Origin of the sequence: Planctomicrobium mucosum (assembly GCF_051466335.1) — a bacterium.
GTDB lineage: Bacteria > Planctomycetota > Planctomycetia > Planctomycetales > Planctomycetaceae > Planctomicrobium.
This window is the reverse complement of sequence record NZ_CP195793.1, coordinates 662,680-686,614: the sequence shown is the minus strand read 5'-3', so window position 1 is coordinate 686,614 and position 23,935 is coordinate 662,680. Positions and strand designations below refer to the sequence as shown.

Sequence of the window (23,935 nt, the reverse complement as noted above, 5' to 3'; positions counted from 1 at the left end):
GCACTTGGATATCAACATCGACTCGATGCAAGTCCCGCGAGGATTCCATACGTCCACAGAAGCTCAAATCCAAAGTCGTAACTAAACCAAACGGATAACAGCGAGATTCCCATCGCTACAATCATCGATGCCGCTGCTCCAGTGAAGACTCCAATCGAGCGATCCCACGACATGTACACCGCAGTGAAGATCGCGGCGAGCATTAAAATTGTGAAGACTGCAGCACCGCCCCACCCAAATCTGAGCACATAAAACACGAAAGCGTTGTCGACATACCTTAACGACTCACGCGCTCGTTCATCCGCAGGCAGGTAAGGGACATCCGGCGGAAAGGTGAGCATTGCCTTGGAACCGTAACCCAAAAACCCTGCTTCGCTCATTGCAGGCCAGAACACTTGTAGAAGTACTATTCGATTACGAAACGTACTAATTTCAATCTTCTCACCATCGAGCGTGTACTCGGTCATGCGGCTCTTTTCGCCACCCCATTCGTCTAAAAGCTTCGAGACGCTGGAAAAGTTCGCTGCAACACCTATCACTAACACCAACGCCCCAATACCCAGAACCCAACGATACCATTTCACCCAGACGGTTGGAATCACACCATAAAATGCTGCCCATCCGACCACCGGGCCTCGCGACAATGTTGTGAAGATCCCAAGTGAGGCAACCGCATAGACAACTGCCAGTGTGCGTTGTGAAGCATTTCTGGCCCAAAAGAGAAACGAAATCGGCCAAGGAGTGAGAATCAAAATCAGCGTCCCGAAGTAAATTGGATGCGTCGTGGGACCGAAAGATCTTTTGAATCCGAAACGACTCGCTTCACGAATAAACCCTTCCACTGGTCGATTTCCGAACAAGCTCTCCCACGGGTTGATCTTCGCGATCATCTCAATGAGGCCACCGACTCCCAAAAGAACCAGCACGCCGCAAACACACATGGCGATCGGTTCAATTGCGTTCTCGGACCTGACTGCAAACCGCCCTGCGACATACGGTAGTACCCATTCTCCATAGGCCAGCAAGCCAGCCACCAAGGGAGTGGATCCGTGATGAAAATCAGAAGCGAAGTGAATTCCCACCATTCCAGCGACGAGAAAATCCAACATCGTCAGTGGCGTCAGCAACTCGCGAGGTGAAGTGACAACAAAAGCCAACAGTGCCAAGATGGCGACAATCGTCTGCGCAGTCATTGGCAGACCAAAAACGGGAACTTCAATCCAGGTTGGAATAGCGAACGAGAGAACAACTGCAATGCCCAAGGCCGTTGCTGCTCCATATCGCACGAATGCAATCGCCCCTACGAACAGAGTCGCAAAAACACAAATCCATAAAGCGTAAATTTTTGACTCCTTTCCCAGGTGCTCATGACGCTTGCTTGCGAATAGGCACACCAAGCAATTGGATCTGAAATCCCTCGATAGTCGGTCCTATTCGGTCATTTCGTGAGAACCCGGTTCGCGAACCACTGAACAGTTTTTTCCAACCCTTCTTCAACCTGAATGGTCGGCTTCCATCCGAAGGTTTCCCCGATCATCGATGCGTCCAAGAAATTGGAACGAAGATCACCAGGGCGATCCGGCCCATGAATCGGCTCCGGAACGACGACTTCTGACTTCGCTTCAGCTAACAGCCTGATGCACTCTTGTCGAATCTTCGAGGCCAACTGATTTACGTCAGTCTTAACGCCTGTCCCGATATTAAACGCCTGAAACTTCTGCTTCAAAGGGGCAGTCAGACTCAGGAAGTTCGCGGCGGCCACGTCAGACACGTGGACGTAATCACGATCAAATCGCCCGTCACCGTTGATTTTCGCCTGTTTGCCGTTGAGCATCAGTTCGGAAAAAATTGCGACAACGCCTGCTTCACCGTGAGGATTCTGACGCTCGCCAAACACATTGGCATAGCGTAGAGCAACAGCGTCAATTCCGTATTCATTGGCGTAAAACTGAAGGTACTTCTCGCCGACCCATTTCGTGATACCATAGGGTGAAATTGGGTTTGCAGGAGCATCTTCCTTAGCAGGAGCAGTGACGTCTCCGTAAAGAACTCCGCCGGAGGAAGCAAACACAAACCGCTTGGCCCCGTGCTGAACTGCCGCATCCAACACGTTAATCAAACCGATGACGTTATTTTCAGCGTCGAAATGTGGTTCCCGGACCGAACGGGAAACTGACATCTGAGCCGCCTGATGACTCACGCCGTCCGGCTTCACCTCAGCGAAGATCTGCTCGATTCTATCCCGATCGCAGATGTCCGCTTCGTAAACTTTGACCCCGGCTGGTAAGTTGTCTCGAGATCCAGAAGACATGTTATCGATGACGAACGGAATGTGGCCGTTCCTCAGAATAGCATCGACAATGTGGCTTCCAATGAAGCCCGCGCCACCAGTGATTATCACTTTCATCGGAGTTCCTCAATCGCCGCCGTAAAATTCACTTTGTGAATTTCCGAAACGTCTGCTCTGCTGTTCTGAATCGAATCAATCGAATTGAGAGGGTTCAAAACGTCAATTTGCCAACTTAATCTCATTTCGCCCCTGAGCAAGGTGCTGCGCAAGCCGCAAGCAGAGGCACATTAAGGTTAGCGTCGGATTTGAACTACCGCCGCTCGGAAATGTTGAACAACTTGCTACAAATAGATTCTCTTTACCGTGAACCTTCAAATTGGAATCGACCACACTCGTCGCCGGGTCAGTCCCCATCACTGTCCCGCCCATCATGTGATAGACATCGACGAAGCGGTCCTCGATTGGCAAGCCATTATTCATCACTTCCCAGTTCACATTTCCCCATGCGGGACGCCATGTTGACTTCAACAGCTCATAGAATTCAGAAATCGTTCGAATCTCGACATCGCTGATATTCCAGTTCAGCTTCACCGTCGGCATTCCGAAAGAATCCCGCCTCTCGGTCAGCTCAATACGATTCCCCGGTGTCGACACCTGCTCGACTTCGATATTGATATCAACGCGCCCTCCTTTCGGCGGAACACGTCGATGACGGATTTTGGCCTCGGAAACGACTCGCATCGCGTCAACAACGTTACTCGGACTGGCGACCAACGACACGAGTTCAGAAAAATACGGTTTTCCCTGCTGTCGAAGACGAAGACATTGACGAACCTTCTCCATGGCCGTCCCGTCGCTTTCGATTGTGAAATGCGACATCACATCGCACCACTGTTTCGATGCAACAACCTCTGGCACAACTTCGAGTTTCACCGGATGCAGAGTCTGCTGCAGAAAGCGTGGAGCAAACGCCTCAATCCATTTCGTCGAATTCGCAGCGTCTTCAACCTGACCAGCGACAAATCGCAGATGGTCATGAAAATGCCGTCCAACCTGTTGATTGGCGTTAACACAAGCTGTTTCATCAGACGCCAACAATAACCGCGAGGCTTCGATCGTCCCTGTTGTCAAAACAACTTGCTTAGCTTCGAACGCGACTTCCCTCTGTTCGTAATCGCGGCAGATTACTCGACTGATAGCGCGACGATCGTCTGTTCCGTCCATCCGAACAGCGTTGGCGTTGTAATAAATTTTACAGAAGGGCGAAGCGTCAAGTTCAGGTCCGATCGTGTTTGCGAGATTTCTGTTCGAAAACGGAGCAAACTTAGAATGCCTGATACGACACCAGTCTGGAACATCCAGAAGTGCTTTCGGGGCAAACTCCGCAGCGAAACTTCGATCATACGGGTGATGATTACACCCCATAATCGATTCAATTTCGGGAATAAATCCGTAGACCTCTTCCGGCTGAACGCACCAATCCTCGAAGACCTCGTCCGGATACGGTAAAAGCTGCCCTCCCCACTTTGTCGAGCTTCCACCAAGAACCCGAAATCGTCCCTCACGAGTCCCGGTATGAAACCGCCCGACATGCTGCACTGTTCGATAAACATCAGTGCTCTGCTGAGTGGGAACAAGATCGCCAGCTTCCAGCAACGTGACATGAATTTTGCGATGGATGAGTGCCCGAGCCAACACGAGCCCAGCGATTCCCCCACCAATGATGCAAACATCACATTGGATCGGATCTATCGCGTCGACCTGATGCAAGCTGATCTTCACTTCCCAGCCTCCCCTGCACTCAACGTTGCCAAATACTGAGCATATTCCTTGAACTCCGCCTCGGATGCTTTCGGAGATTGCAAGTAGCCAAGGGTCTGACTAAGTCGTTTCGGGTGAGTCGTTGAAAAAATAATCAACGACTCTGGATAAAGAACGCTCGAGACCGCAAGCGTTGAGATAGAGAAGTCCTCAAAATCCCGGAGATTCAGCCCCAACCGCTCTGACCACTCAGAGAGCCTTACGGGAGAGAGACTGAGACGCTTATGCACCGGCTGCGCAAGACCTCCAATGAGGCCGAAGACCCCAAACGGGCCAGTAGACATCTCCGGAAGCGAGTTGAAGTAATCTCCCGGCTTACGAATCCCTACCTGCCACAGAAAATCTGGAGAGGTCTCCGCCAACGAAGCAATCGGACCGGCTTCATCGATAAACGTAGAGACTCCGTATCCACCAATCTTCCCTTGCTGGACATAAGCTTTCAGCTGCTCCGTCGTCTCCGCAGGCATTTCAGCGAAATTCCGGGCTTCGTGATAGAAGAGCACGTCGACTTGCTCAACGTTCAATTGAGACAGAGATGTCTCCAAACTTTCCTTAAGACCGGCCAAAGAATAATCGCGAGGAGGGTCGGAAAACCCTTTCTTCACCCCTTTTCGCAACCCCTTGAGCTTGCCGATCACAAACCGTCCGACCGACTGAACAGCGGTCCGCATGGCCGTGGTTCCCTTTGCAGGGAATCCAAACTTGGTCGCGATTGTCGCCTGAGACCGATTTGAACCGAGCCCAAATCCAAGTTCCTGCTCGGCTGCTCCAAGCCCATACATTCGAGCCACATCAAAATGGCGCACGCCTTCGCCGAATGCACGACCGATCAAGGCTCGACGCTGACGCCCTGATGCAAGCCTTAGAAGGGATGCACACCCAAAACCAAAATTCGTTGTTCGCCTCCCATTTGAAAGCACAACTTCGCGAATTAGGCTTGGATAGTGATTCGAGCTGCTCATTCTGAATTCGCCTTATACACTCAATTAACAACACCGCAACACTTATCGACGATTCAAACAGGCCCCTAAGGTGCCTCGATAGAAGTCGGCATAGCCGACGGTGTAACGGTGAAGCAACCTCTTCGGTTCCCGATAGACACGGTAAACGAATCGAAGGTTAAACCGATTGATCCATTCAGGGTAATATTGAGTCCCCTGAGCGTTGACCATCTGATCCAGATAGCCTCCGCAGGTAAAGACTTTCCCTTGAAATCCGGAATTGACCAGATCGATGGCGAATCGCTCCTGATAGGGCGCTCCCATCCCCGCGACAACCACTTTGACGTTCGAGTCCTTCAGACGCTCAATCAGCGATTGCCTCGCTTCTGGAGAGGAGAAGAATCCAGAGTGAGTCTGTGCCACCTGAACTCCATTCGCACGGAGAATGGCTGCAGCCTGATCCGCAATCCCTTCAACACCTCCGATGAGGGCGATCTCCAGATTGCGTTCGCGGCAAATTTGCCAGACCGTCGACGCTAGGGAATTGCCATCAAAGGACAATCGAACAATGTCCTTTCGACATACCAGTTGCGCCGCTTTGACGAGAAGAATCCCGTCTGCAAACACATGGTCGAACCGTTCCATGAGTTGTTCGAAGTCTTTGAACTTGCGAATACACTGAACGGAATACGGGTTGCAAAAAGTAATCAGGCCGGGACCATCACTTTGAAGATATGCGTCCCAATCCGGAATTTGATCACTCAGATACCCAATTGTTTTTTTCAGAGCATCCGTGTTTGAAATCGACTCTATCATCGCGGTTTCACTTGCCTGTCTGATTCAGCAGTTCATCAAGATCAGCTCTGGGAAACTCTTCCAGATAGCCACCACGGGTCGCGTTGTAGATCTCGATCCCTTTTGCTTTGGCTTCACGATAAGCGACTCCGTAAGCGGCGTTCATCAACTCGATGGGCGCAGAGATTGCCAACTCCCCCGGCTTGCGGTAGTCCTTATGAAAATGACGGACGATACCGTCATGTGGGACGCCAGATCGATCCGTATGCGTTCCAGTATGCTGTCCACCACCATAATAGTGATCACAGCCAATAAGATAAATCGGATTTAATCCGAGATGAGCTGCAACCTGCAAATTAATATAGGTCACCGTCCAACCGAAATAGGCCCCTTTCAGCTGATCAAAAGTGAACCCGTGCCTGGCACGAATACTCGGCCCAAGCATCCTGCAGTAAATGGCCTTATCCGGGTCGCCGAGCCGGGGATCAATGTTTGACGTAACAATTACCTCACTCGCATGCTCACACATCTCTTTAGCAAATTTCTGCCACACCATTCCATCGTTGCACGTGAGATACGTCGGGCGCCATTCAGTTTCAGGATAAGCGAGGTAAATCCTATTGGATGCAATACAGACATCATCCTTTAGCTGAGTCAGATCCGACATCTGTAAACTCGGACCATTCCCAATAATGAAGCCGCGGCGACCGCTGTAAATCCCTTTATTACTTTTCCAGAAGTCCCGAGATCGACTCACTATTTCCGGAAACTGGAATCGCCGCATCACCCATCGCAGTTGCTGTGTCCAGAACCGATTTACCAGCAAGTTGTAAGGAAACTTACTACTGTCTTTCATATGACCTCTGAATAACCGGATTCTCGATATTTAACAAGAAATCCAACAAGGAACATTTGTGTCACAAAGAGACGCAACGATTCGTACGCATAACCGCAGCACGAAACAACTGCGAAGGAGACGAAGAAAGAAAAAACCAAGTCTCGGTCTATGGAACCGTAAAAACAATACCACCAAATCAGAGAGAACGCACCAAAAAATACCCCGTGGAAAAACCAATGTGTCAGCATAGGGAAGTGTGATGCTGTAATCGGATATTCGCGAGTAAAGAATAACTCCAGAGTTCCGTATGCCTGCGCGTTTTCTGCAGCTTCAACGACGATGGGCAGTACCCCCTCTAAAGCTGGATTACCAAGCTCCCCGGGTGTCCCAATGAAGCCAAGCCCCATTCCGCTAGTCTCTTTGAGTGCTAAAATCATGAACTCAAATGGCAAGCGAATTCGTTCATTGAAGCTACCGTCTTCTCCTCTAATCACTTGAAAAACACGATCCTTCATCGCATACCCGCCAACTGCCCCTCCGGCCACCAGAACGATTGCCAGAATCACATTCCATGCTTTGGGGTAGCGCAGTTCCCGCAAGATGAAATAACTGTTCCCTGCCAGCAACACCATGATTAGGGATGGGCTACGAATGATCGCCATTGCCGCCGTAACCAGAAAGATGAGAACAAAACGACCGTATTGCGAGTTGGCCCGTGTCATGTTCCACCCACTGATCGCGAGACCAGCAGAGATCCCAACCCAGGACGGTTCCTGAGATCCGATCAAGGGACGGGGAAGTCCTCCGTGCAGCTTCTCATCTCGAATTGCATTCCAGTTAACGAAATCGTCACTTGCATAGGATGTTCGCGAAATCTCGAGTGAAATTTCACGGACAGCGGGGACTGCCACTTCAACAACTGAGAGCCCCAGAATGTATAGAACAAACCAGAAACATACCGACGAGACTCGCTTCCTTGGTAATCCCTGAATCACGAGGAACAGGATGTAGCCGCAGTACAGCGATGCTGCAAACGAAAGCAGGCTTTTCACCGCCTCGAACTTCGCTTCAGGAAACCTGAACATCGCGACCGCCGTCGCTGCACACGCGGTAATAAAAATCAGAACGAGATAGAAAACCTGATTTCTCCGAACGCTACTCACCACGAAGGGGGTCGCGAGGATCGAACTGAGCAAGATCTCAACACCAACGATCGGCCCAACCTTATGGGTATAGAGAATCCCTCCCAAAAAGCCGACTAACAAGATTGTCAATATTTGCTGCATGCTTCGAACCTAAAGATACCAGAGCAGTTCGGCATTACGGATCACTCAGGAGCCCATACACACAGTGTATTCAATCACTGAACATGAAGCGAACACACCTCTACTTGTCCCATTCTCCTGAAGACCGGTGATCAACGACCGCAGCTGTGCTGCTTATTTGAGCTCCGATGCCTGACTCGCAAGCCTAGACTTCCCTCTCCTCCCGCTCTGTGTACTTCCTGAGAAGTCTTGCAGGGTTCCCTCCAACGATACTCAAGGGAGGAACATCCTTCGTCACAACACTACCAGCGGCAACAATGCTGCCATAACCGATCTTTACACCCGGCATAATGATGCAGCCTGCTCCAATCCAAACACAATCCTCGATCACGACAGGGGAAATTCGCCCAACATCTGGCTGTCGGTCTTTGTCACCAGTGCGAATTCGATCTTCTACGTTCGGAAAGCAGATTCCGTGCCCACCGCAGTCCATAATCATGGAACCTCCGGCAATCAGACACTTCCTTCCAATCCGAACGCTCTCGTAAGCAGTGATCGCTGAACCGTGAACTCGAGTCTCATCTCCAATCTCGATGACACCGCCGCGCACACTTCTGAGCAACACTCGACTTGGCATGAGCGTGTGATAAATCTGCTGTCTTGAATTCAAAACAACGTTGTCCCCAAGAACGACGCGGCCGTGATTCAAAACTGTGATGATCGGGCGCCCAACATAGGTGACACCACTTCCAACCTGAACCTTTGGATCAAGCCTCAGAAAAAGTGGAAGAACTGTCCGAGACAATATCGCGTCGAACGTATCTTCCGGATACAGAAATAACCTCGACAGTAATTTCAATGCAGACCTCATCAGCAAAGCCGCTCCACAGCTCGACGACATCACTCTCAATGAACTGTTGCTCAAACAAACTGCGACAGTCTCTCTTTCACGAAGCTGGCGACAGGATTCGCAAACAAGACCGCGAGTAACCACAACGCGAAGTGAAGAATAATTGGACGGGCCCAGGCCCTCGTCATCAAATCAACCCAGGAAATCTGCAAATACTGTGCTGCATACATCACCGGCCGCACTGCCACAACAGTGACCCGAGGAATGTACAACGCAAGAATTGCTCCAAAGACGGAAAAGTAAGCACAAGCAAATGGAAACATCGCGATACTACAGAGAACGCAGAGGAAGCGACTCCAGTACAAAACAACTTTATTCCCAGACTCCATCGTGGCAGTGCAGAGAATCAGGAAGCGGTCCTGAAAGATCACAAACACCAAAAATCCCCACGCGAGCGGCGAAAACATCACGAAGTCTTTCGCCAGCACTGTTGTCAGCACAGGGAGCATCATCCCCAGTGCCCAACCACCAAGAATCACAAGAAAACCTGCAATTGCGATTCGCTTGATCGCGAGTGCACGAAGCTGATCGACACTTCCCTGAGCAATCAGACGCGCCATCCTAGGAATCTGACTTGTGAATGGAACTTGAGCAATCGGTCCCATCGTCGACAGGAACCGAATGTAGACTCCAAACGAAATCGCATTCAGACCTGACAAGTAAAAAGGAGCAACTGTTACTGCCAACTGTTCCGCGCCAACAAAGGAAACATGCCCGATCAGTCCCCTCCAGAAGGGACTCCACACCGCATCGAACACCTCCCGGTGAAACTGAAACTGCGGGAACCGCAGAATCTCACCGTTTGTCGTTGTGTTGGCAAGCACCAAATTACGCACACAACTCGCGATAATCATCCCGTTGAAGATCAACGCCCACACAACGATGTTAAATCCCGCAATCACAGCGAGAACGCACGCTGACGCGCTCACAAAATTAAAGATCGCATTCCATCTCGCGAGCAAAGCGACCTTATTCAGACCGGTGAGCAGAATCTCGTATCGAAAGAAATTCAAACGAAAGACAATTGCGATGATTCCAAGCCAGAACGCAATCTCACACTCGCGAGGCAGGGTACCGTAATTTTCTCCGAGGCGATGTATCGAGAACCATCCAAGAATGCTGGAAACGAGTCCAACGACGATCGAAATGCACAACAACAGCACGCCGAGAGTCGAATAAACACGACCGAAAACCGTGGAATCCCGAACCGGCTTCTCATCCGAATCCACAGTCGATTCGCGGCTCTCAAGCAACTCTTTAGGACGTAAATCGGTCGACCCTGCGTCCACAAACGAAACAAGCATCGAAAAGGTAATCGCCAGCCGATCAGCGAACAGATAACTAAATCTGTTAATCGACGTGATGATCATGTAGACACCAAGCTCTAACGCCCCCCACTGCTTCCAAATCAATGGAATAATAAAGAGGACATTGACAGCCTGAACAAAGAGGTTCATCCAGGTCGTAAATGTCGGAGAGTTCCATAACGCGAGTAGCGATCTCATTCGTTACTCCCGTGAACTTGAGCACGCCCTAGTGTGCGACCGCTCATGGGCAACTTCAAACCCAGGAGCGGTTTCATTTCCAGATCAAACACGATGCCGCCAGGAATGCTAATTTCCACCACTTTGTCGCGACCAATTTCCTTCAGCGTAAACTCGGTCGACAATCTTCATCAAACGCAACGCGTCTTCCGAACAGCCTTGCTGGATCGGACGATCATTCGAAACGCAGTCGAAGAAGTGTGCAATTTCCGACAGCCAAGACGTGTCGTTCTCGAAGTAGTAGACCTGCTTTTCGCCCCATTCAATCGCTGGGCCGATATGACGATTTCTTTCAACCGTCATTTCTTCGTTGCCGTAGCTATTACTGCTGGTCTTCAGGCCGTTCAGGACGATATGCCCCTTCTCCATGAAGATCTCCAGCGAGAACAAATGACGCCACTGTGTCATCGTGGAATGCAGCGAAGCCACAACGCCGGTTTCGTTATTACGGAAATTGGCAAAAACGTTGTCTTCTATCCCAGGAACATTCCAGTAGATGTCAGACACCATCGCTTGAACATCGTGGAAGTCACCAGCAAAGTGCAGGAACAGGTCGAGCATGTGAATCCCCTGATCCAGGAAGATTCCGCCGCCGACCAGATTTTTGTCAGCACGCCAACCTTTGAAGAAGTCTCGATCGACGCTCTTTCCGTAACGGCCTCGCATCCAGAGAATTCGCCCATATTCGCCAGAGTCCACGATCTGCTTGGCGCGTTTGATAGAACCATGATGCCGATGATTGAAGCCGTACATCAGCTTCTTCCCGGACTTCTTCTCAGCCTCGATGACTTCTTCAACTTCGGCAGCATTAAAGGCCGGTGGTTTCTCACTGAAAACATGCTTTCCTGCTTCAAGGAGAGCAATCGTCAGTGGCTGAATTCTGAAGTTCGGAGTACACAGGAAGACAACATCAATTTCCGGGTCGTTGATGATCTCTTCTTCCGTGTCGGCATACGGAAATTCGCAGTCGGGCAAACGGTTGACATCGAAGACCTTCTTAATCTCGCCGTGGCCTGATTCATGAATCGCCTTAGCACGGGTCTGCCCCATCTTGCCAAAGCCAATGATACCGCATTTGAATTTATTTGAACTCACTGCAGAACTCCAGGAAATCTTTGGCACATCCCTGCAAGAATTCATCACAGGTACTTGCGATGTGGGGCGTCATTAAAAGTCGATCGGATGGAATCTGCTTGAGAATTCCTTCGTACGGCTCTTTCCAGTAAACGTCGATGGCTGCACGAATGTGCCCATTTACGAGTGAATCAAACAAAGCTTGCTCATCAATGACTGGGCCTCTGGCGGTATTGATGATCGCTGCGCCTGGCTTCATCCAGCTCAGCTTTTCTGCATTGATCAATGACTTCGTCTGCTCGATCAGCGGAACATGCAGCGAGATGAAATCCGCCTGTGCAAATCGTTCCTGCATCGCGTTCGCCGGGTCGACCGCAGCGTCATATGTAATGACATTGCAGAACGCACTCATCTTATCTCGGACACGTCGACCGATATTTCCAGCGCCGACAACCAGCAAAGTTCGATTTCGAATGCTGGTTCGAGGGAACTTCGTCCAAGTTTCAAAAATACCAGCTGAGTCGTACATCAGGCGAAGAGTCAGGTAACAAGCGAAATTCGCTGTCTCTTCGAAAATCCAGTCTGAGGTCTCTGCGGAAGGAAGACGAATGGCAACATTTCGCGCCTTCGCTGCCTCAAAGGGAATGTTGTCTGTTCCGACACCCGTCTTAAAGATCCCTTTAAGAGCCGGGAATTCTACAAGATCGAGCGGCTTTCCACCGATGAGAGCAACGTCTGCGACTGCCTTGTCTTTGGTGAATTCCACACCATCGAGATACCCATCCAGGGTATTTGTATTGGACCACACTTTCATCTCGATTTCGATCCCTTTTCAATTCCCAGACGTCACGAACAGACTTGTAATACCTGGCTGCCCATTCGTCGCATAAACTCGGGTCTTTAACTCATTACCCCAAGGGCCAAAGCGAATCTCTCCTCCAGCCGCCTGAACGATCGCCAAACCTGCCGCAACATCCCATAACCAGATGTCGTCTTCACAATAGGCGTCAACATGACCAGCTGCGACATGTGCTAGACTCAATGCCGCTGAACCAAGCAGTCGAACCTTTTTGAACTGCTGAACACTCGCCACAAAAGGAAGCAACGTCTCTGAACTGTAGGATCTTCCCGAAGGAAAACCGGTACAAAGAATTGCTTGACTAGGCGATGCGATTTCCGACACAGCCAGCGAACGACCGTTGACGCTCGCCCCTGAGCCAACCACTCCAGAATACGTTGTCGAAGTAATCGGATCGTGAATCACTCCCAGCAGGGGAGCACCATTCCGCCAAAGAGCGATCGACACACAAAACAACGGAAGCCCGCGCGTGTAATTCAGGGTTCCGTCGAGTGGATCAACAATCCAACAGAGGTCATTGAGTATCGCGTTCGCGTCAGCGCGAGTCTCCTCAGATAAGACGACGATTCCGGTAGGATCCAATTCCTGAAAGATCGCGTTTTCAGCAGCCAAATCAGCTGCCGACTTGAGATCCTTCCCCTCTGAGCGAAGTACCTCGAATTGGCCTTGGTGCTCGAGCAGCAATTTCCCCGCATTCTCGGCGGCTCTGGTGGCTAATCGCAGAAATTGGCTAATCTCTCCGGAATCAAGTTGCTTCATTATTTTGAAATTGCCTCACCCGAGCCTCCGCACTTCACCAACCAGCCGAATTCAGAACAACTCGGCTGAACAAAGGTTTTCTGCGGTGCTTCACGTAGGAAGTTTCACTCGATCCAGACTGGGCGCTATCCAGCAATCAGAGTGTGTGTGGCACAGGAGATCAAATATCACCTGCACCGACATCGTAGTCACTGGATTCATGGTTCCGCCAGTAATTCAAGGTACCGGAAACCAACAAAACCCCGTAAATTAGAAACAAAGAACCCCTGTCATCTTAAGTTCGTCAGTCGCTGTGACACGAGGCCAAAACAGATCTGCTCTCATTGGAAGGTCTCGTAGGATCGATGTCAATCAGAAACAATCGCTCTTCAAACGCTCTTCAAAAAACTAACAAAGCCCTTGCGAACAACCATCAATATTGATGTTGCAAAATTACATCACAATCAAGCAGCGTAAGCAGGCACCGCGACACGAGTGCCTGTTATGAACTCTGAAATGCCGAGAAAACCCGATTTCTGAACGTTCGATCACGATCTTGAGTTTGTGTGTGCTGGCAAGATGCCTTCCAACAGCATCGAAACGGCGTGCCAAACCTGAAATTCGCAAGAAACTCGGTGTTTCACCGTCGTCTAGAGTCTGTTATGGACTTAAGTGTTGGTTTTGAAGTAGTTTCCGTGGATGAGCAAGCCCCGGATGCCTTACCCCAGTGACGTCACGGACGACGAATGGGCCTTTTTAGCCCCCTATTTGGCGCTGGTGAAAGAGGACTCGCCGCAGCGGGTTCACTCCCTTCGAGCCGTGTTCAATGCCATGCGGTGGCTGGTACGCACCGGGGCGCAGTGGCGGTTCATGCCCCATGAGTTCCCGCCTTGGCCCGTGGTCTATCAGCAGGCTCGCCGTTGGCTGGAGGCTGGCGTGTTTGAGCACATCGCTCATGACCTGCGGGAAGTGGCTCGCGTGGCTCAGGGACGCGATGAGCCCCCCTCAGCAACGATCTTAGATGCGCGAGTCATCCAATCCACTCCCGAGAGTGGTGCCAGAGCCGGTTACGATGGCGGCAAACGGCGGAAGGGCTCGAAGGTTCACGTGGCCATTGACACGCTCGGGCACCTTCTCGCCTTGAAAGTGACCCCAGCCAATGAACAGGAGCGAGCCCAGGTTTCCGACTTATGTGTCGCTGTGCAGGAGGCGACTGATCAGGCCATTGAAGTCGCCTATGTGGACCAAGGTTATACTGGCGAGAACGCGGAAGAGGCTGCCGCTGAGCAGGGAGTGGAACTGCGCGTCGTGAAACTCCCTTATGCCAAGAAAGGATTCGTATTATTGCCACGTCGATGGGTCGTGGAGCGGACCTTTGCCTGGCTAGGACGATCACGGAGGCTGGCACGTGACTACGAACGACTGGCAGAAGTCTTGGCCGGATGGCACTGGGTGGCCATGGTCACACTGCTGCTCAAATACACGCCGATCGTCGTCCAGAGTTCATAACAGGCTCTAGTCCATTGCAGGTTCTAGTTAAATACGTTCACTGTCGGAGCAATTGCTTCGATCAACTGGAAGTCCTCCTCAGTTTTCACCACTAATCCGCTCGATTTCTTCACTTCGAAGTACCCAATTGGGGCAGTGAAAGTGGCGCAGTTCTTGGACTCATATCGCTCTCGATAGGCAGCAGCGTTCCAACCGGTGATACTCCAGGTGATAATCTGAATTGGACTGATGTTTTGAGTCATCGGCATCAGCTCGTATGAAAAATTCACAGGCTGATCATTCATCGACGACTGCAATGGCGTCGTGATATGACTCAAAAGAGTGTTATATTTCCCCGCCTTAAGCACGGCGGCGAACTCACGAATCTCACTCGATTGCAGCAACGGCGTAATAGAGTGAACCTGAACGACGTAATCGCATTCGTGCTTGTTGATAAACTCCATGACGAAGTCTTCGCTCGTCACATCGTCACGTGAGAGTTCTTCCGGACGCTGATGAAACTTGGCGCCATGCTTCTCCGCACTCGGGGCAAACACGTCGGACTCCGAATTCACCCACACCTCTGCAAAAACGCCAGAGTGAATTGCGCGTTCAACAGCGAATTCGACAAGCGACCGCCCCTGAATTTCGCGAAGATTTTTTTGCTTCAATCGCTTGCTGCCTAAACGAGCAGGAATCATCGCAATCAATTTTGGATCAGAAGCCATCGCCGCGTACGCCTTAAGTGTGTCAGTGAATTTATAACCGTGAGTTGCTCTAACCAAATGCAAAGCCCAGCCATCGGCTCAGACGCCCTTGTCCTCAATAACTTTGCAGATTTTGCAAAGTTAAGCTCAATTGGCATCAGAAACCGTCATCGACATTTTATCAAAGAACGTCCCTGGCAAGCGAACGTCGACTTCCATCTCCCAATTTCGAGATCACCCACAAACCAACTCAGATGCAACCTACTAGTGTGACAGAAGTAACAAAAAACTAATTGCACTAGACATTCAGAAATCTGGTTGCGATTTGAACTGAGCCGAGTGACCGACTCACAACAATGCACGAATTGATTAATCGGCAAAAAAGACTGCTTCCAACCTCATCTTGCAACAGCAATCACAGTCGAAGCTCCAAACAACAGCTGGTCCGTCGTCACGATTCAATTCGCACCAGCGTCGTCCAACCAGTGACGCGACGCGCATCAAACAACAACGAGCAGAAAGAATAAATGAAATAAAAAGACTGCGCAGAATAAATGAATTTCAACACACGCTGCTGCAATACCCAACCTGGCGATTGTAGGAATCGATCATCTAATGCCGCACAGGAGGACGATAGTCCCTGTAGGTGTTGAAGGTATCTTGCCGCCAGGAGCGACATTCGATGCGCAGGGGCAATTGCGAAATTTTGAAAAAGATCACGTCGATCACAGCCATGACAGCGATGTTGCTGGCCGGGTGTGTTCGTGATCGAAACGATGTGACGTATCTCGGTGAAGATAAACGTGCCGCGTATCGCGCCCATGCAACAGACATTGCTTACCCCACAGTCAATGAACCGCTCCCAAGTGAAGTCACTGAAACTGCCCCGCCGCTGACGATTCTGGATACGGACGAGATCCCGATTCGCGAAATCGCTCTCGCTGACGCGATTCAGATCGGTTTACAAAACAGCCAGGTGATTCGCGCAGCAGGAGCGTTTTTGACGGCAGGGAATAGCCTACTCAGCAATCCAAACATCACCCCGACTGCTTTTGACCCCGCAATTCAGGCGTCTGGAGTTCTCTTCGGCAACCGCGGTGTTGAAGCGGCTCTTTCTGCGTTCGACGCACAACTCAACTCCAGCATGGTGTGGGGGCGCAACAGTCTGACCCAGAATTCCAATCTCGGGATCACGCCGTTCTCCGTGATCACTCAAGAGACAGGGACATTTCAGGCCGCACTCTCGAAGACGATGGCGAATGGTGGCCAGATCACTCTTTATGAGAACATCAACTATCTCGGAACGAACTCACCGATCGTTGGATACCCCTCTTCTTACGCTGGAGCGACTGGAGTCAGCTATTCGCTTCCATTGCTCGCAGGCGCCGGGACTGAATTTACCCGGGTGGCTGGACCGATCAGCCAAGGATTTCAAGGGGTGAGCGGAGTGTCGCAGGGGGTGTTGATCGCTCGCATCAATGAAGACATTTCCATCGCAACATTCGAAACCCAGCTTCACGGTTTAGTACGAGATATTGAGAACGCCTACTGGGATCTTTACCACGCGTATCGAACCTACCACACGGCGGTGACCGCCCGTGAATCAGCTCTTATGACCTGGCGAATTGCCGACCTGCAATTTGAAGCTGAAGTCCGTTCCAAAGCTGAAGTCGCCCAAGCTCAAGACCAGTACTTCATGACCGACGCGGCATCGATCAATGCTCGATCCAATATCTACACGACCGAAATCCGTTTGCGCCGATTGATTGGCCTGAGCGCCAACGATGGATCGACGCTGCGACCGCTCGACGAGCCCGTAACCGCGCAGCTGATTCCCGATTGGTACACCAGCTTGACAGAAGCATTGACTCGGCGCGTCGAGCTCCGCACTCAAAAATGGAACATTAAGAGTTTGGAACTCCAGCTGGATGCTGCCAGAAGTCTGGTCAAGCCACAATTGAACTTCGTCTCGGGATATCAGCTCAACGGATTCGGCGACGACCTCATCGGATACAACCAGCCAACAACCGGAAACTACTTTCAAAACATGACTGCAGGTCAGACACCGGGCTGGAATCTCGGCTTGAACTTCAATTGGGCGATCGGTTTCCGGGCTGCGATGGCACAAGTACGCAACTACGAACTACGCGTCGCCAAATCGCAGCGGGTGCTGGCCGAGCAAGAGAAAGAAATCAGCCACGAATTAGCAGTGGCGTTTCAAGAGGTCTCACGAACATACGCAGCGGCTGAAACGAACATGAATCGTTTGATCGCAGCTCGGGAGAACGTGAAATTTCTCGAACCAAACATCCGCGGGGGAGTCATGTTGCTCGATGAATTGTTGCGAGCACAGCTTCGACAAGCTGAAGCGGAAGTCGCCTACTACGACAGCCTGGTTCAATACAACAAGTCGCTGAACGACCTGCAATTCCGCAAGGGAACCATTCTGGCTCACAACTCTGTTTACATGTCAGAAGGTGGCTGGGAGCAGACTGCCTATCGCGACGCCAAACACCAAGCAGATGCCCGAGCACACGCAATCGACACGTCGAGACTTATGAAGACGGTCCCGGAGCCATTCGCGTCCCCTTCACCGGTCGGCGGTGTGTACTTCACTCATCCGGAAGCAACGTCAAGCAACGATCCAGTACCCACTGAACCAGCACAGGCTCCACCCGCACAGGATCCAATCAAGCTGGAAGATCCACTCGTTCCCTTGTTCGGTCCTTAAGACTGAATACAAGCGAATCATCGAAAGACAAGCAGGTTGAGAGAATCCAAAACTCTCACCCTGCTTGTCTTTTCAGGTTACCAATCTGCTGCGAAGTCTATTGCTCATTTCGACTCGGCAAACAACTGGAACTGCGACTCAATCTTCTCGGCGTTAACATCTGGGCCGTGCACCCAAAGCCCATAACGAAAGCGAAGAGAGTCTCCCTTTTGCAGCGTTCTGGAATGGGCTGGTTGAGGCGAACCCGACTCTGATGTGTACGCTGCATCGCCAAACGGATTCACTGAAAACAGCCCGTAGTTGCGAACATGATAACGGGATTTCCACGCATTCTCAGGAGCATCCATCATGGTGACGCCGAACACATTGCCATCGACCGGACCGTCATAGTTGATCCACGCAGCAGTCCTCCCCCACGCATCTTGTGTTCCGGTCACACCGTTCGATGTTGTCACCGGGCCGCCCCCTTTTGATTCGCACATCCTTCCTGCGAGACGAATTGCGAAGAGCCCCTCTTTCGTGTCTCCAATGTGAAGGTCATTCTTCGCTGCCGTCAGCGTCGCGTCGTAACTGATCATCCGGTCCGGAGTGATGGTGACCTTGGTCGTTTCAATCAGTACAGGCTTTTCCTCTCGATCAAGCCAATGATTCTCCAGCTTCAGCACCACAGACTTTCCGTCCTGCTCGGTTGCAAACACGCTTTGGCTACGAACAAGTTCACCTTCCATCCAATAGCGGATTCCGTCAATTTCATCGACGCTGAACCAGATCCCTTTGTGGTGTGGATGGTCGTACGAATCTCCGGTCACAGGATCGGTCGGGGATTTCTTTTCATCACTGATCAAGCGGGTGACAACTGCTCCCAGAGGAGCGACATCCGATCGAGAAAGCCACCCAGATGGCTCAACGATCTTCAATTGATTCCCATCGATCTGGGAAACTTCAACAATCTCACCGAACTTCAATTCCGCTGGGCGACCTGCTGCATCTTTCAATGCAACCCGTTCCGAAACCACCACGACTTTGCGAGAGATGGAACCCGCTTCTGCTTCTTCAAGCTCTTTTCGAAGGAGATCAAAACCGCCCGGACCAGTGACTGGCAGAAAGAATGGCTTCCGCCGATCGGTCCCGTAATGAAAGACCGTAAAAACGTCCTCTCCAATGAGGATTTTGACGCTCTGATCACCTTGTTCGTATGAAATTCGCTCATCGCCCTGTGAAATCGAACAGAGCGAAAAGCCGAGGACTGCGAACACCAAGAAGAAGACTCTCATTTCACCTCCTCAAATATCTCGAAACATCACATCCTCATTGAACCGATCTCAACGGCTTTCGTCAACACCCAACTCCACTCTCACAGCAGCCTCTCGAAGGCATCCCCAGTGACACAATCGCCACAATCGCACCCACACCGAAGATGAGATATCCGCTGGATCCATTCTGCACCAGGCGGAAAATCCAAGGCGATTTAAGAACGATGCACGCTTCCACGAGTCGTAGGGGTCGTCAACTTCAACCTTCCTCCGCGGGTCTCTATAATCCGGGCATGGCTGGAAACTCATTTGGACAAGCATTTCGTATTACAACCGCCGGCGAAAGCCATGGCCCTGGAAATGTCGTCATTATTGACGGCGTCCCTTCGGGAATCCCCATTTCTGTTGACGACCTCCTCGTCGATCTGAATCGGAGAAAACCGGGTCAAAGCAAGATCGTCACGCAACGGAAAGAAGATGATCTTCCCGAAATTCTGTCGGGCGTCTTCGAAGGCAGGACGACCGGAACCAGCCTCGCCATTCTGATCCGGAATCAGGATCAGCGCAGCAAAGACTACGGCAATATTCAGAACGTCTACCGTCCGGGACACGCGGACTACACGCTCGATGCCAAATATGGATTCCGGGATTATCGTGGCGGCGGACGATCGAGCGCTCGTGAAACTACGGTTCGCGTCGCGGCCGGTGTGGTCGCCAAGAAACTGATCTCGCAAGCCTTCGGCGGCGAAGTCATCGGTTTCGTCTCTCAAGTCGGTACTATTCAAGCGGAGGTTCCACAACCTGAGAACGTTTCGATGCAACAGGTCGAAACTCTTCCCAATGGGGAACCGAATATCGTTCGCTGTCCGGACTACGACGCTGCCAGCAAAATGATCGAACTGATCGACTCCTGCCGCAAAGCGGGCGACTCGATCGGTGGAGCAGCCACAATCGTCGCGACAGGAGTTCCTGCCGGACTCGGTGAACCTGTCTTCGATAAGATCAAAGCTGACCTTGCCAAAGCACTCTTCAGCCTCCCCGCGGTACTCGGAGTCGAGTACGGTATCGGCTTCGGCTGTGTCACAATGAAGGGGAGTGAGCACAACGATGTGTTCACAAGCACAGATCAGCCATCCGACGGTCGCAAGATCATCACAAAAACAAATCGACACGGTGGAATGCTCGGAGGAATCACTTCCGGAATGCCCCTGATTCTGCGTGCGGCCGTCAAACCAACCAGCAGCTTGCCCATTGAACAGGACACAGTCGACCAAGCAGGTAATCCTGCGACAATCTCCACCAAAGGACGACACGACCCCTGTCTGCTCCCGCGGTTCATCCCAATGGCAGAAGCGATGGTCGCCATTGTGATTGCAGATCACTGGTTACGTTGGCGAGGCCAACAACACTGAAAGACAATCGAACCTCATGAAAACCGATCCGCTCCACCGAAGCGATTCTCCACTGCAACGGTTGGGCCCTTTGCTGGCCGTGATCTGGCTATTGCTTTTCTGGGTTCTTTTCTTCACGTCCGAACTGCCAAACGCTTCCAACTCGAAACAGACAGTCGACCGGCTGTATGTGATTTTCGAGCTTCCAAACCTGTACGAAAACCTGCTCTCTCCCTCGCAGGACAAAAATTCATCGATCTTCAATCTGATCGAGCGAATTGATGTACTCGCTGTCGCAATGCTGATTGTCATTGGATCACTTGCTTTCGGCCGACTGATTCTCCGTGGATTGAAGCTGAACAATTCCTTCGACCGGACAGAGGAACTGGCGATTGCAGGCGGAATCGGCTTCGCGGCCACGTCTCTGTTCGCTCTCGGAACGGGACTCGCTGGCTGGCTTTCCCAGCCGTTCTACTTACTCACCTTCATCGCTCTCATCGCCGGGGAGATCTGGCTCACGTTGCGATCCAGACGACAAAAGCAACAAACTTTCATCCACACATGGCCTGAACCTGCTCCGAAATGGTTGGTGAGGATTTGCGTACTTGTCGGCATACCGTTCCTCGGTGCGATGCTCCTCGGTTCGATGTTGCCACCGACTGATTTCGATGTGAAGGAATATCATCTCGGTGGCCCTAAAGAATACTTCCAGGCAGGGAAAGTCCACTTCCTTGCCCATGATGTGTACACCAGCTTCCCGTTCCTCACTGAAATGCTCTCGCTGACGGGGATGGTCATACGAGGCGACTGGCAACGAGGAGCCTATGCGGGGCAGGCAGTACTCATGTTCTTTGCACCGCTGACAACATTGGGTGTTTTCTGCGTCACCCGGCGAGTCGCTGGGTCGATCGCAGGCTGGCTGGCAGCACTGTCTTACATCACGATTCCATGGACATACCGGATCTCCATTATCGCGTACACGGAAGGTGCTCTCTGCTGCTATGTCATTCTGCCTGTCCTCGCGTTTCAGATCTGGCTCAAATGGAAGGCAAATCTGAACGAAGAACAAAACCTCGGCATCTTATCTCAGAAACGGAACAGATTGCTCTTTGTGCTTGGACTTCTCGCTGGGAGTGCAGTGAGCACCAAGTATCCCGGAATGGTACTCGTCGCAGTTCCCTTTGCTGCCGCAGTATTGGTTTCTGATTTCAACAGCAAGCCTCGGTCACTCAAAACAAGTCTCACCCATCTGGTTGTATACGGCATCGGTGTCGTCGTGGCATTTGGTCCTTGGATGGCCAAAAACCTGCTTGAAACAGGAAACCCCGTCTATCCCCTGCTCTACGGACTCTTCGGGGGGATCGACTGGAACGAAGCGATGCACAAAAAGTGGCAGGCGGCTCATCCTGCGAGCCTCTTTCGCGGTTCTTGGAGCGACTTCGCTGGAGTCTTCTATCGCAATGACTGGCAGTCACCACTTCTATTTGGCTTCGCTCCGCTCGCCTTCCTCAAGGTCCGAAATCGATCGGCTTTTGCGATTGCTGGCTACGCGATCGTGCTATTTGCGTGCTGGTATGTGCTGACCCACCGTCTCGATCGTTTCTGGGTCCCCATGAATTCGGTGATGGCGGTACTCGCAGGAATCGGAATCGCTGCAGTGCTGAGGATTTCTTCTCAAACCGATACGAATCGGAAACTGTCTTCGAACAAGAAACGGACTTCGACGCAGCAAGAGGTGTTCGACGAAGAGAGCCCGTCCCCGGTCCTTCGCTTGCTCCCCGCAGCCTTGATCGCAGGGGCCATCTTCTACAACTTTGGATTCATCTCATCTGGCTTGTGCGGATACAACGCCTACTTTTTGACCTACGCCAAAGCTGAAGCGGATACAAAAACCCAGTCCGTAAAAATCGTCGAATGGCTGAATCTTCCAGAAAACTCCAAAGTTCTATTTGTCGGCGAAGCAGAACTGTTCGATGCAAAGTTCCCATACGCATACAACACAGTCTTCGACAAAAACTTGTTGGAAATCTGGACGTCAGATCTAGAATCCGATGGGACTTGGAAAATGCACTCTCCGGAGCAAATTCTGGAAAAACTCCGATCGGAGAAAATTACTCACCTGTTTGTCAACTGGAACGAAATCTTAAGATACCGAACCACATATGGTTACACTGACTTTGTAACACCCGAGAGAATCAAATCCCTCATCGACGCCGGAATTCTGGAAGTAGTTGCGATTCCGGAAACGATCACGCTTCGCTCCTGGGAGGACATTGACAAGAGCTGGACGAGTCACATTCAAAAGAACATTCCAGAGCTGGAAGTGGTCTATCAAGGCAAGCGGGCGATGCTGCAATATCAGTGTTTTCGCATTAAAGATGATTGATTTCCCTCCATTGCAGAACAAAATTCTTCTTCCGGCTGAAAATGAATAGATAGAATCAATGAGTTCGAGATAGTCATTCTCGAGTTCAACAAAGAGCCTCAAGGATCGGTCGCCCACAACTACTGCAGTTCCCTCTACTTTCGCCTTGCAGTTGAGGAATGTTCTCGCAATGTCCGACAATTCGATCTGGCCTGAACACGACAAGACCCAGAAACTTGTGCTGGCTGCAGCAGAGGGGAGCGAGAAAGCGCGGAATGCTCTCCTCGAACGACATCGTGACGCGTTGCGCAAGCTCGTCCACTTCCGACTCGATCGACGCATTTCCAGCCGAGTCGATGCCAGCGACGTCGTTCAGGACGTGCTCATCGAAGCGAACAAACGCCTTCAGGATTACATCAACGACCCACGTATTCCGTTCCATCTCTGGCTACGTCAACTCGCGCAGGATCGGATGATCGACCTCCATCGGCGGCACCATGCACAACGGCGAACTGTCGACCGCGAACAACCGTCGCAAATGAAGTTCGGCGACCAATCCTCATTGGATCTCGTCGCACAACTTCCCGATGATGAAATCACTCCTGCAGCAGCGTCCATTCGAAAAGAGCTTGAGCAGCGATTCGTCGATGCCCTCGATAAGCTTGCGGACCAGGATCGCGAGATCATTGTGATGCGTCACATCGAGCACCTCGGTAACGGCGAAGTGGCAACGACTCTGAACCTTTCCGAAGCGGCAGCTGGAATGCGCTACTTGCGCGCGATCCGTCGACTGAAGGGAATTCTGACCGTCACAGAGGTCGAATAGCACGGTCTTTTCGGATTGTCGGAGTTTTCGCTCTCTACACCGTGTCATCACCACTTAAGATCAATATAGCGAGCCGCTTCACGATTTTGAGGAGTCCCA

The 23,935-nt window shown here is 51.3% G+C and carries 18 protein-coding genes and 1 pseudogene; 5 read left to right on the top strand and 14 right to left on the bottom strand.

Annotated elements, in window-relative coordinates; genetic code table 11:
• Positions 1–11: 11 nt before the first annotated feature.
• The 12 genes and pseudogenes from SH668x_RS02905 to SH668x_RS02850 form a co-directional block, all read right to left on the bottom strand.
• The gene (locus tag SH668x_RS02905) at positions 12–1,262 is read right to left on the bottom strand and encodes an O-antigen ligase family protein (protein WP_437187194.1); all 1,251 of its coding nucleotides are present in this window, start codon (positions 1,260–1,262) and stop codon (positions 12–14) included.
• A gap of 176 nt (positions 1,263–1,438) precedes the next feature.
• Positions 1,439–2,407, bottom strand: a complete 969-nt coding sequence (locus SH668x_RS02900) for an NAD-dependent epimerase/dehydratase family protein (protein ID WP_437187193.1) — start codon at positions 2,405–2,407, stop codon at positions 1,439–1,441.
• A gap of 102 nt (positions 2,408–2,509) precedes the next feature.
• Positions 2,510–4,072 carry an FAD-dependent oxidoreductase gene (locus SH668x_RS02895; protein ID WP_437187192.1) on the bottom strand — a complete coding sequence of 521 codons (1,563 nt, stop codon included), beginning with the start codon at positions 4,070–4,072 and terminating at the stop codon, positions 2,510–2,512.
• Positions 4,069–5,073 carry an aldo/keto reductase gene (locus SH668x_RS02890; RefSeq protein ID WP_437187191.1) on the bottom strand — a complete coding sequence of 335 codons (1,005 nt, stop codon included), beginning with the start codon at positions 5,071–5,073 and terminating at the stop codon, positions 4,069–4,071. The genes SH668x_RS02895 and SH668x_RS02890 overlap by 4 nt, the downstream gene beginning before the upstream one ends.
• A 42-nt stretch (positions 5,074–5,115) precedes the next feature.
• Complete coding sequence (locus SH668x_RS02885) at positions 5,116–5,868, bottom strand: WecB/TagA/CpsF family glycosyltransferase (RefSeq protein WP_437187190.1); 753 nt, start codon at positions 5,866–5,868, stop codon at positions 5,116–5,118.
• A gap of 7 nt (positions 5,869–5,875) precedes the next feature.
• Entirely contained in the window at positions 5,876–6,703 is an 828-nt protein-coding gene (locus tag SH668x_RS02880) for a 6-hydroxymethylpterin diphosphokinase MptE-like protein (protein ID WP_437187189.1), read from the bottom strand.
• Positions 6,700–7,959: a hypothetical protein gene (locus SH668x_RS02875; RefSeq protein ID WP_437187188.1), complete on the bottom strand. Its 1,260-nt coding sequence runs from the start codon at positions 7,957–7,959 to the stop codon at positions 6,700–6,702. Before SH668x_RS02875 ends, SH668x_RS02880 begins: the two co-directional genes overlap by 4 nt.
• Positions 7,960–8,155: 196 nt before the next feature.
• Positions 8,156–8,350: pseudogene (locus tag SH668x_RS02870) on the bottom strand (DapH/DapD/GlmU-related protein); the annotation flags it as partial.
• Between the two features lie 521 nt (positions 8,351–8,871).
• Complete coding sequence (locus SH668x_RS02865) at positions 8,872–10,365, bottom strand: hypothetical protein (protein WP_437187187.1); 1,494 nt, start codon at positions 10,363–10,365, stop codon at positions 8,872–8,874.
• A 108-nt stretch (positions 10,366–10,473) separates the two neighbouring features.
• Positions 10,474–11,499: a Gfo/Idh/MocA family protein gene (locus SH668x_RS02860; protein ID WP_437187186.1), complete on the bottom strand. Its 1,026-nt coding sequence runs from the start codon at positions 11,497–11,499 to the stop codon at positions 10,474–10,476.
• Positions 11,486–12,292, bottom strand: coding sequence for an NAD(P)-dependent oxidoreductase (locus SH668x_RS02855; RefSeq protein ID WP_437187185.1), 807 nt, complete (start codon positions 12,290–12,292; stop codon positions 11,486–11,488). The genes SH668x_RS02860 and SH668x_RS02855 overlap by 14 nt, the downstream gene beginning before the upstream one ends.
• An 18-nt stretch (positions 12,293–12,310) precedes the next feature.
• Positions 12,311–13,096 (bottom strand): inositol monophosphatase family protein, encoded by a 786-nt coding sequence (locus tag SH668x_RS02850; RefSeq protein WP_437187184.1) that lies wholly within the window; start codon positions 13,094–13,096, stop codon positions 12,311–12,313.
• 678 nt (positions 13,097–13,774) lie between these two features.
• Between SH668x_RS02850 and SH668x_RS02845 the strand changes: the two genes are divergently transcribed.
• Entirely contained in the window at positions 13,775–14,584 is an 810-nt protein-coding gene (locus SH668x_RS02845) for an IS5 family transposase (protein ID WP_437186802.1), read from the top strand.
• Between the two features lie 23 nt (positions 14,585–14,607).
• On the opposite strand, the gene SH668x_RS02840 is transcribed toward SH668x_RS02845, so the two are convergent.
• Positions 14,608–15,291 carry a cytidylyltransferase domain-containing protein gene (locus SH668x_RS02840; RefSeq protein WP_437187183.1) on the bottom strand — a complete coding sequence of 228 codons (684 nt, stop codon included), beginning with the start codon at positions 15,289–15,291 and terminating at the stop codon, positions 14,608–14,610.
• Positions 15,292–15,952: 661 nt separating this feature from the next.
• On the opposite strand from SH668x_RS02840, the gene SH668x_RS02835 reads away from it, so the two are divergent.
• A complete protein-coding gene (locus SH668x_RS02835) occupies positions 15,953–18,001 on the top strand; it encodes a TolC family protein (RefSeq protein ID WP_437187182.1) in 2,049 nt (682 codons plus the stop codon).
• Between the two features lie 104 nt (positions 18,002–18,105).
• Here the strand turns inward: SH668x_RS02835 and SH668x_RS02830 are convergent, their stop codons facing one another.
• The gene (locus SH668x_RS02830; protein ID WP_437187181.1) at positions 18,106–19,275 is read right to left on the bottom strand and encodes a PmoA family protein; all 1,170 of its coding nucleotides are present in this window, start codon (positions 19,273–19,275) and stop codon (positions 18,106–18,108) included.
• Positions 19,276–19,547: 272 nt separating this feature from the next.
• Between SH668x_RS02830 and aroC the strand changes: the two genes are divergently transcribed.
• From aroC to SH668x_RS02815, 3 genes are all read left to right on the top strand, one after another.
• Positions 19,548–20,666 carry a chorismate synthase gene (gene aroC / locus SH668x_RS02825; protein WP_437187180.1) on the top strand — a complete coding sequence of 373 codons (1,119 nt, stop codon included), beginning with the start codon at positions 19,548–19,550 and terminating at the stop codon, positions 20,664–20,666.
• A gap of 16 nt (positions 20,667–20,682) precedes the next feature.
• The gene (locus SH668x_RS02820; RefSeq protein ID WP_437187179.1) at positions 20,683–23,031 is read left to right on the top strand and encodes an ArnT family glycosyltransferase; all 2,349 of its coding nucleotides are present in this window, start codon (positions 20,683–20,685) and stop codon (positions 23,029–23,031) included.
• A gap of 169 nt (positions 23,032–23,200) precedes the next feature.
• Positions 23,201–23,836 (top strand): sigma-70 family RNA polymerase sigma factor, encoded by a 636-nt coding sequence (locus tag SH668x_RS02815; RefSeq protein ID WP_437187178.1) that lies wholly within the window; start codon positions 23,201–23,203, stop codon positions 23,834–23,836.
• The last annotated feature ends 99 nt before the right edge of the window (positions 23,837–23,935 follow it).

What these genes read in the sequence shown, in the direction of transcription:
- SH668x_RS02820 (WP_437187179.1), top strand. Translation starts at nt 20,683, where the DNA reads ATGAAAACCGATCCGCTCCACCGAAGCGATTCTCCACTGCAACGGTTG.
- SH668x_RS02865 (WP_437187187.1), bottom strand. Translation starts at nt 10,365, where the DNA reads ATGAGATCGCTACTCGCGTTATGGAACTCTCCGACATTTACGACCTGG.
- SH668x_RS02835 (WP_437187182.1), top strand. Translation starts at nt 15,953, where the DNA reads ATGCGCAGGGGCAATTGCGAAATTTTGAAAAAGATCACGTCGATCACA.
- aroC (WP_437187180.1), top strand. Translation starts at nt 19,548, where the DNA reads ATGGCTGGAAACTCATTTGGACAAGCATTTCGTATTACAACCGCCGGC.
- SH668x_RS02900 (WP_437187193.1), bottom strand. Translation starts at nt 2,407, where the DNA reads ATGAAAGTGATAATCACTGGTGGCGCGGGCTTCATTGGAAGCCACATT.
- SH668x_RS02855 (WP_437187185.1), bottom strand. Translation starts at nt 12,292, where the DNA reads ATGAAAGTGTGGTCCAATACAAATACCCTGGATGGGTATCTCGATGGT.
- SH668x_RS02885 (WP_437187190.1), bottom strand. Translation starts at nt 5,868, where the DNA reads ATGATAGAGTCGATTTCAAACACGGATGCTCTGAAAAAAACAATTGGG.
- SH668x_RS02840 (WP_437187183.1), bottom strand. Translation starts at nt 15,291, where the DNA reads ATGGCTTCTGATCCAAAATTGATTGCGATGATTCCTGCTCGTTTAGGC.
- SH668x_RS02830 (WP_437187181.1), bottom strand. Translation starts at nt 19,275, where the DNA reads ATGAGAGTCTTCTTCTTGGTGTTCGCAGTCCTCGGCTTTTCGCTCTGT.
- SH668x_RS02850 (WP_437187184.1), bottom strand. Translation starts at nt 13,096, where the DNA reads ATGAAGCAACTTGATTCCGGAGAGATTAGCCAATTTCTGCGATTAGCC.
- SH668x_RS02815 (WP_437187178.1), top strand. Translation starts at nt 23,201, where the DNA reads ATGTCCGACAATTCGATCTGGCCTGAACACGACAAGACCCAGAAACTT.
- SH668x_RS02880 (WP_437187189.1), bottom strand. Translation starts at nt 6,703, where the DNA reads ATGAAAGACAGTAGTAAGTTTCCTTACAACTTGCTGGTAAATCGGTTC.
- SH668x_RS02890 (WP_437187191.1), bottom strand. Translation starts at nt 5,073, where the DNA reads ATGAGCAGCTCGAATCACTATCCAAGCCTAATTCGCGAAGTTGTGCTT.
- SH668x_RS02845 (WP_437186802.1), top strand. Translation starts at nt 13,775, where the DNA reads ATGAGCAAGCCCCGGATGCCTTACCCCAGTGACGTCACGGACGACGAA.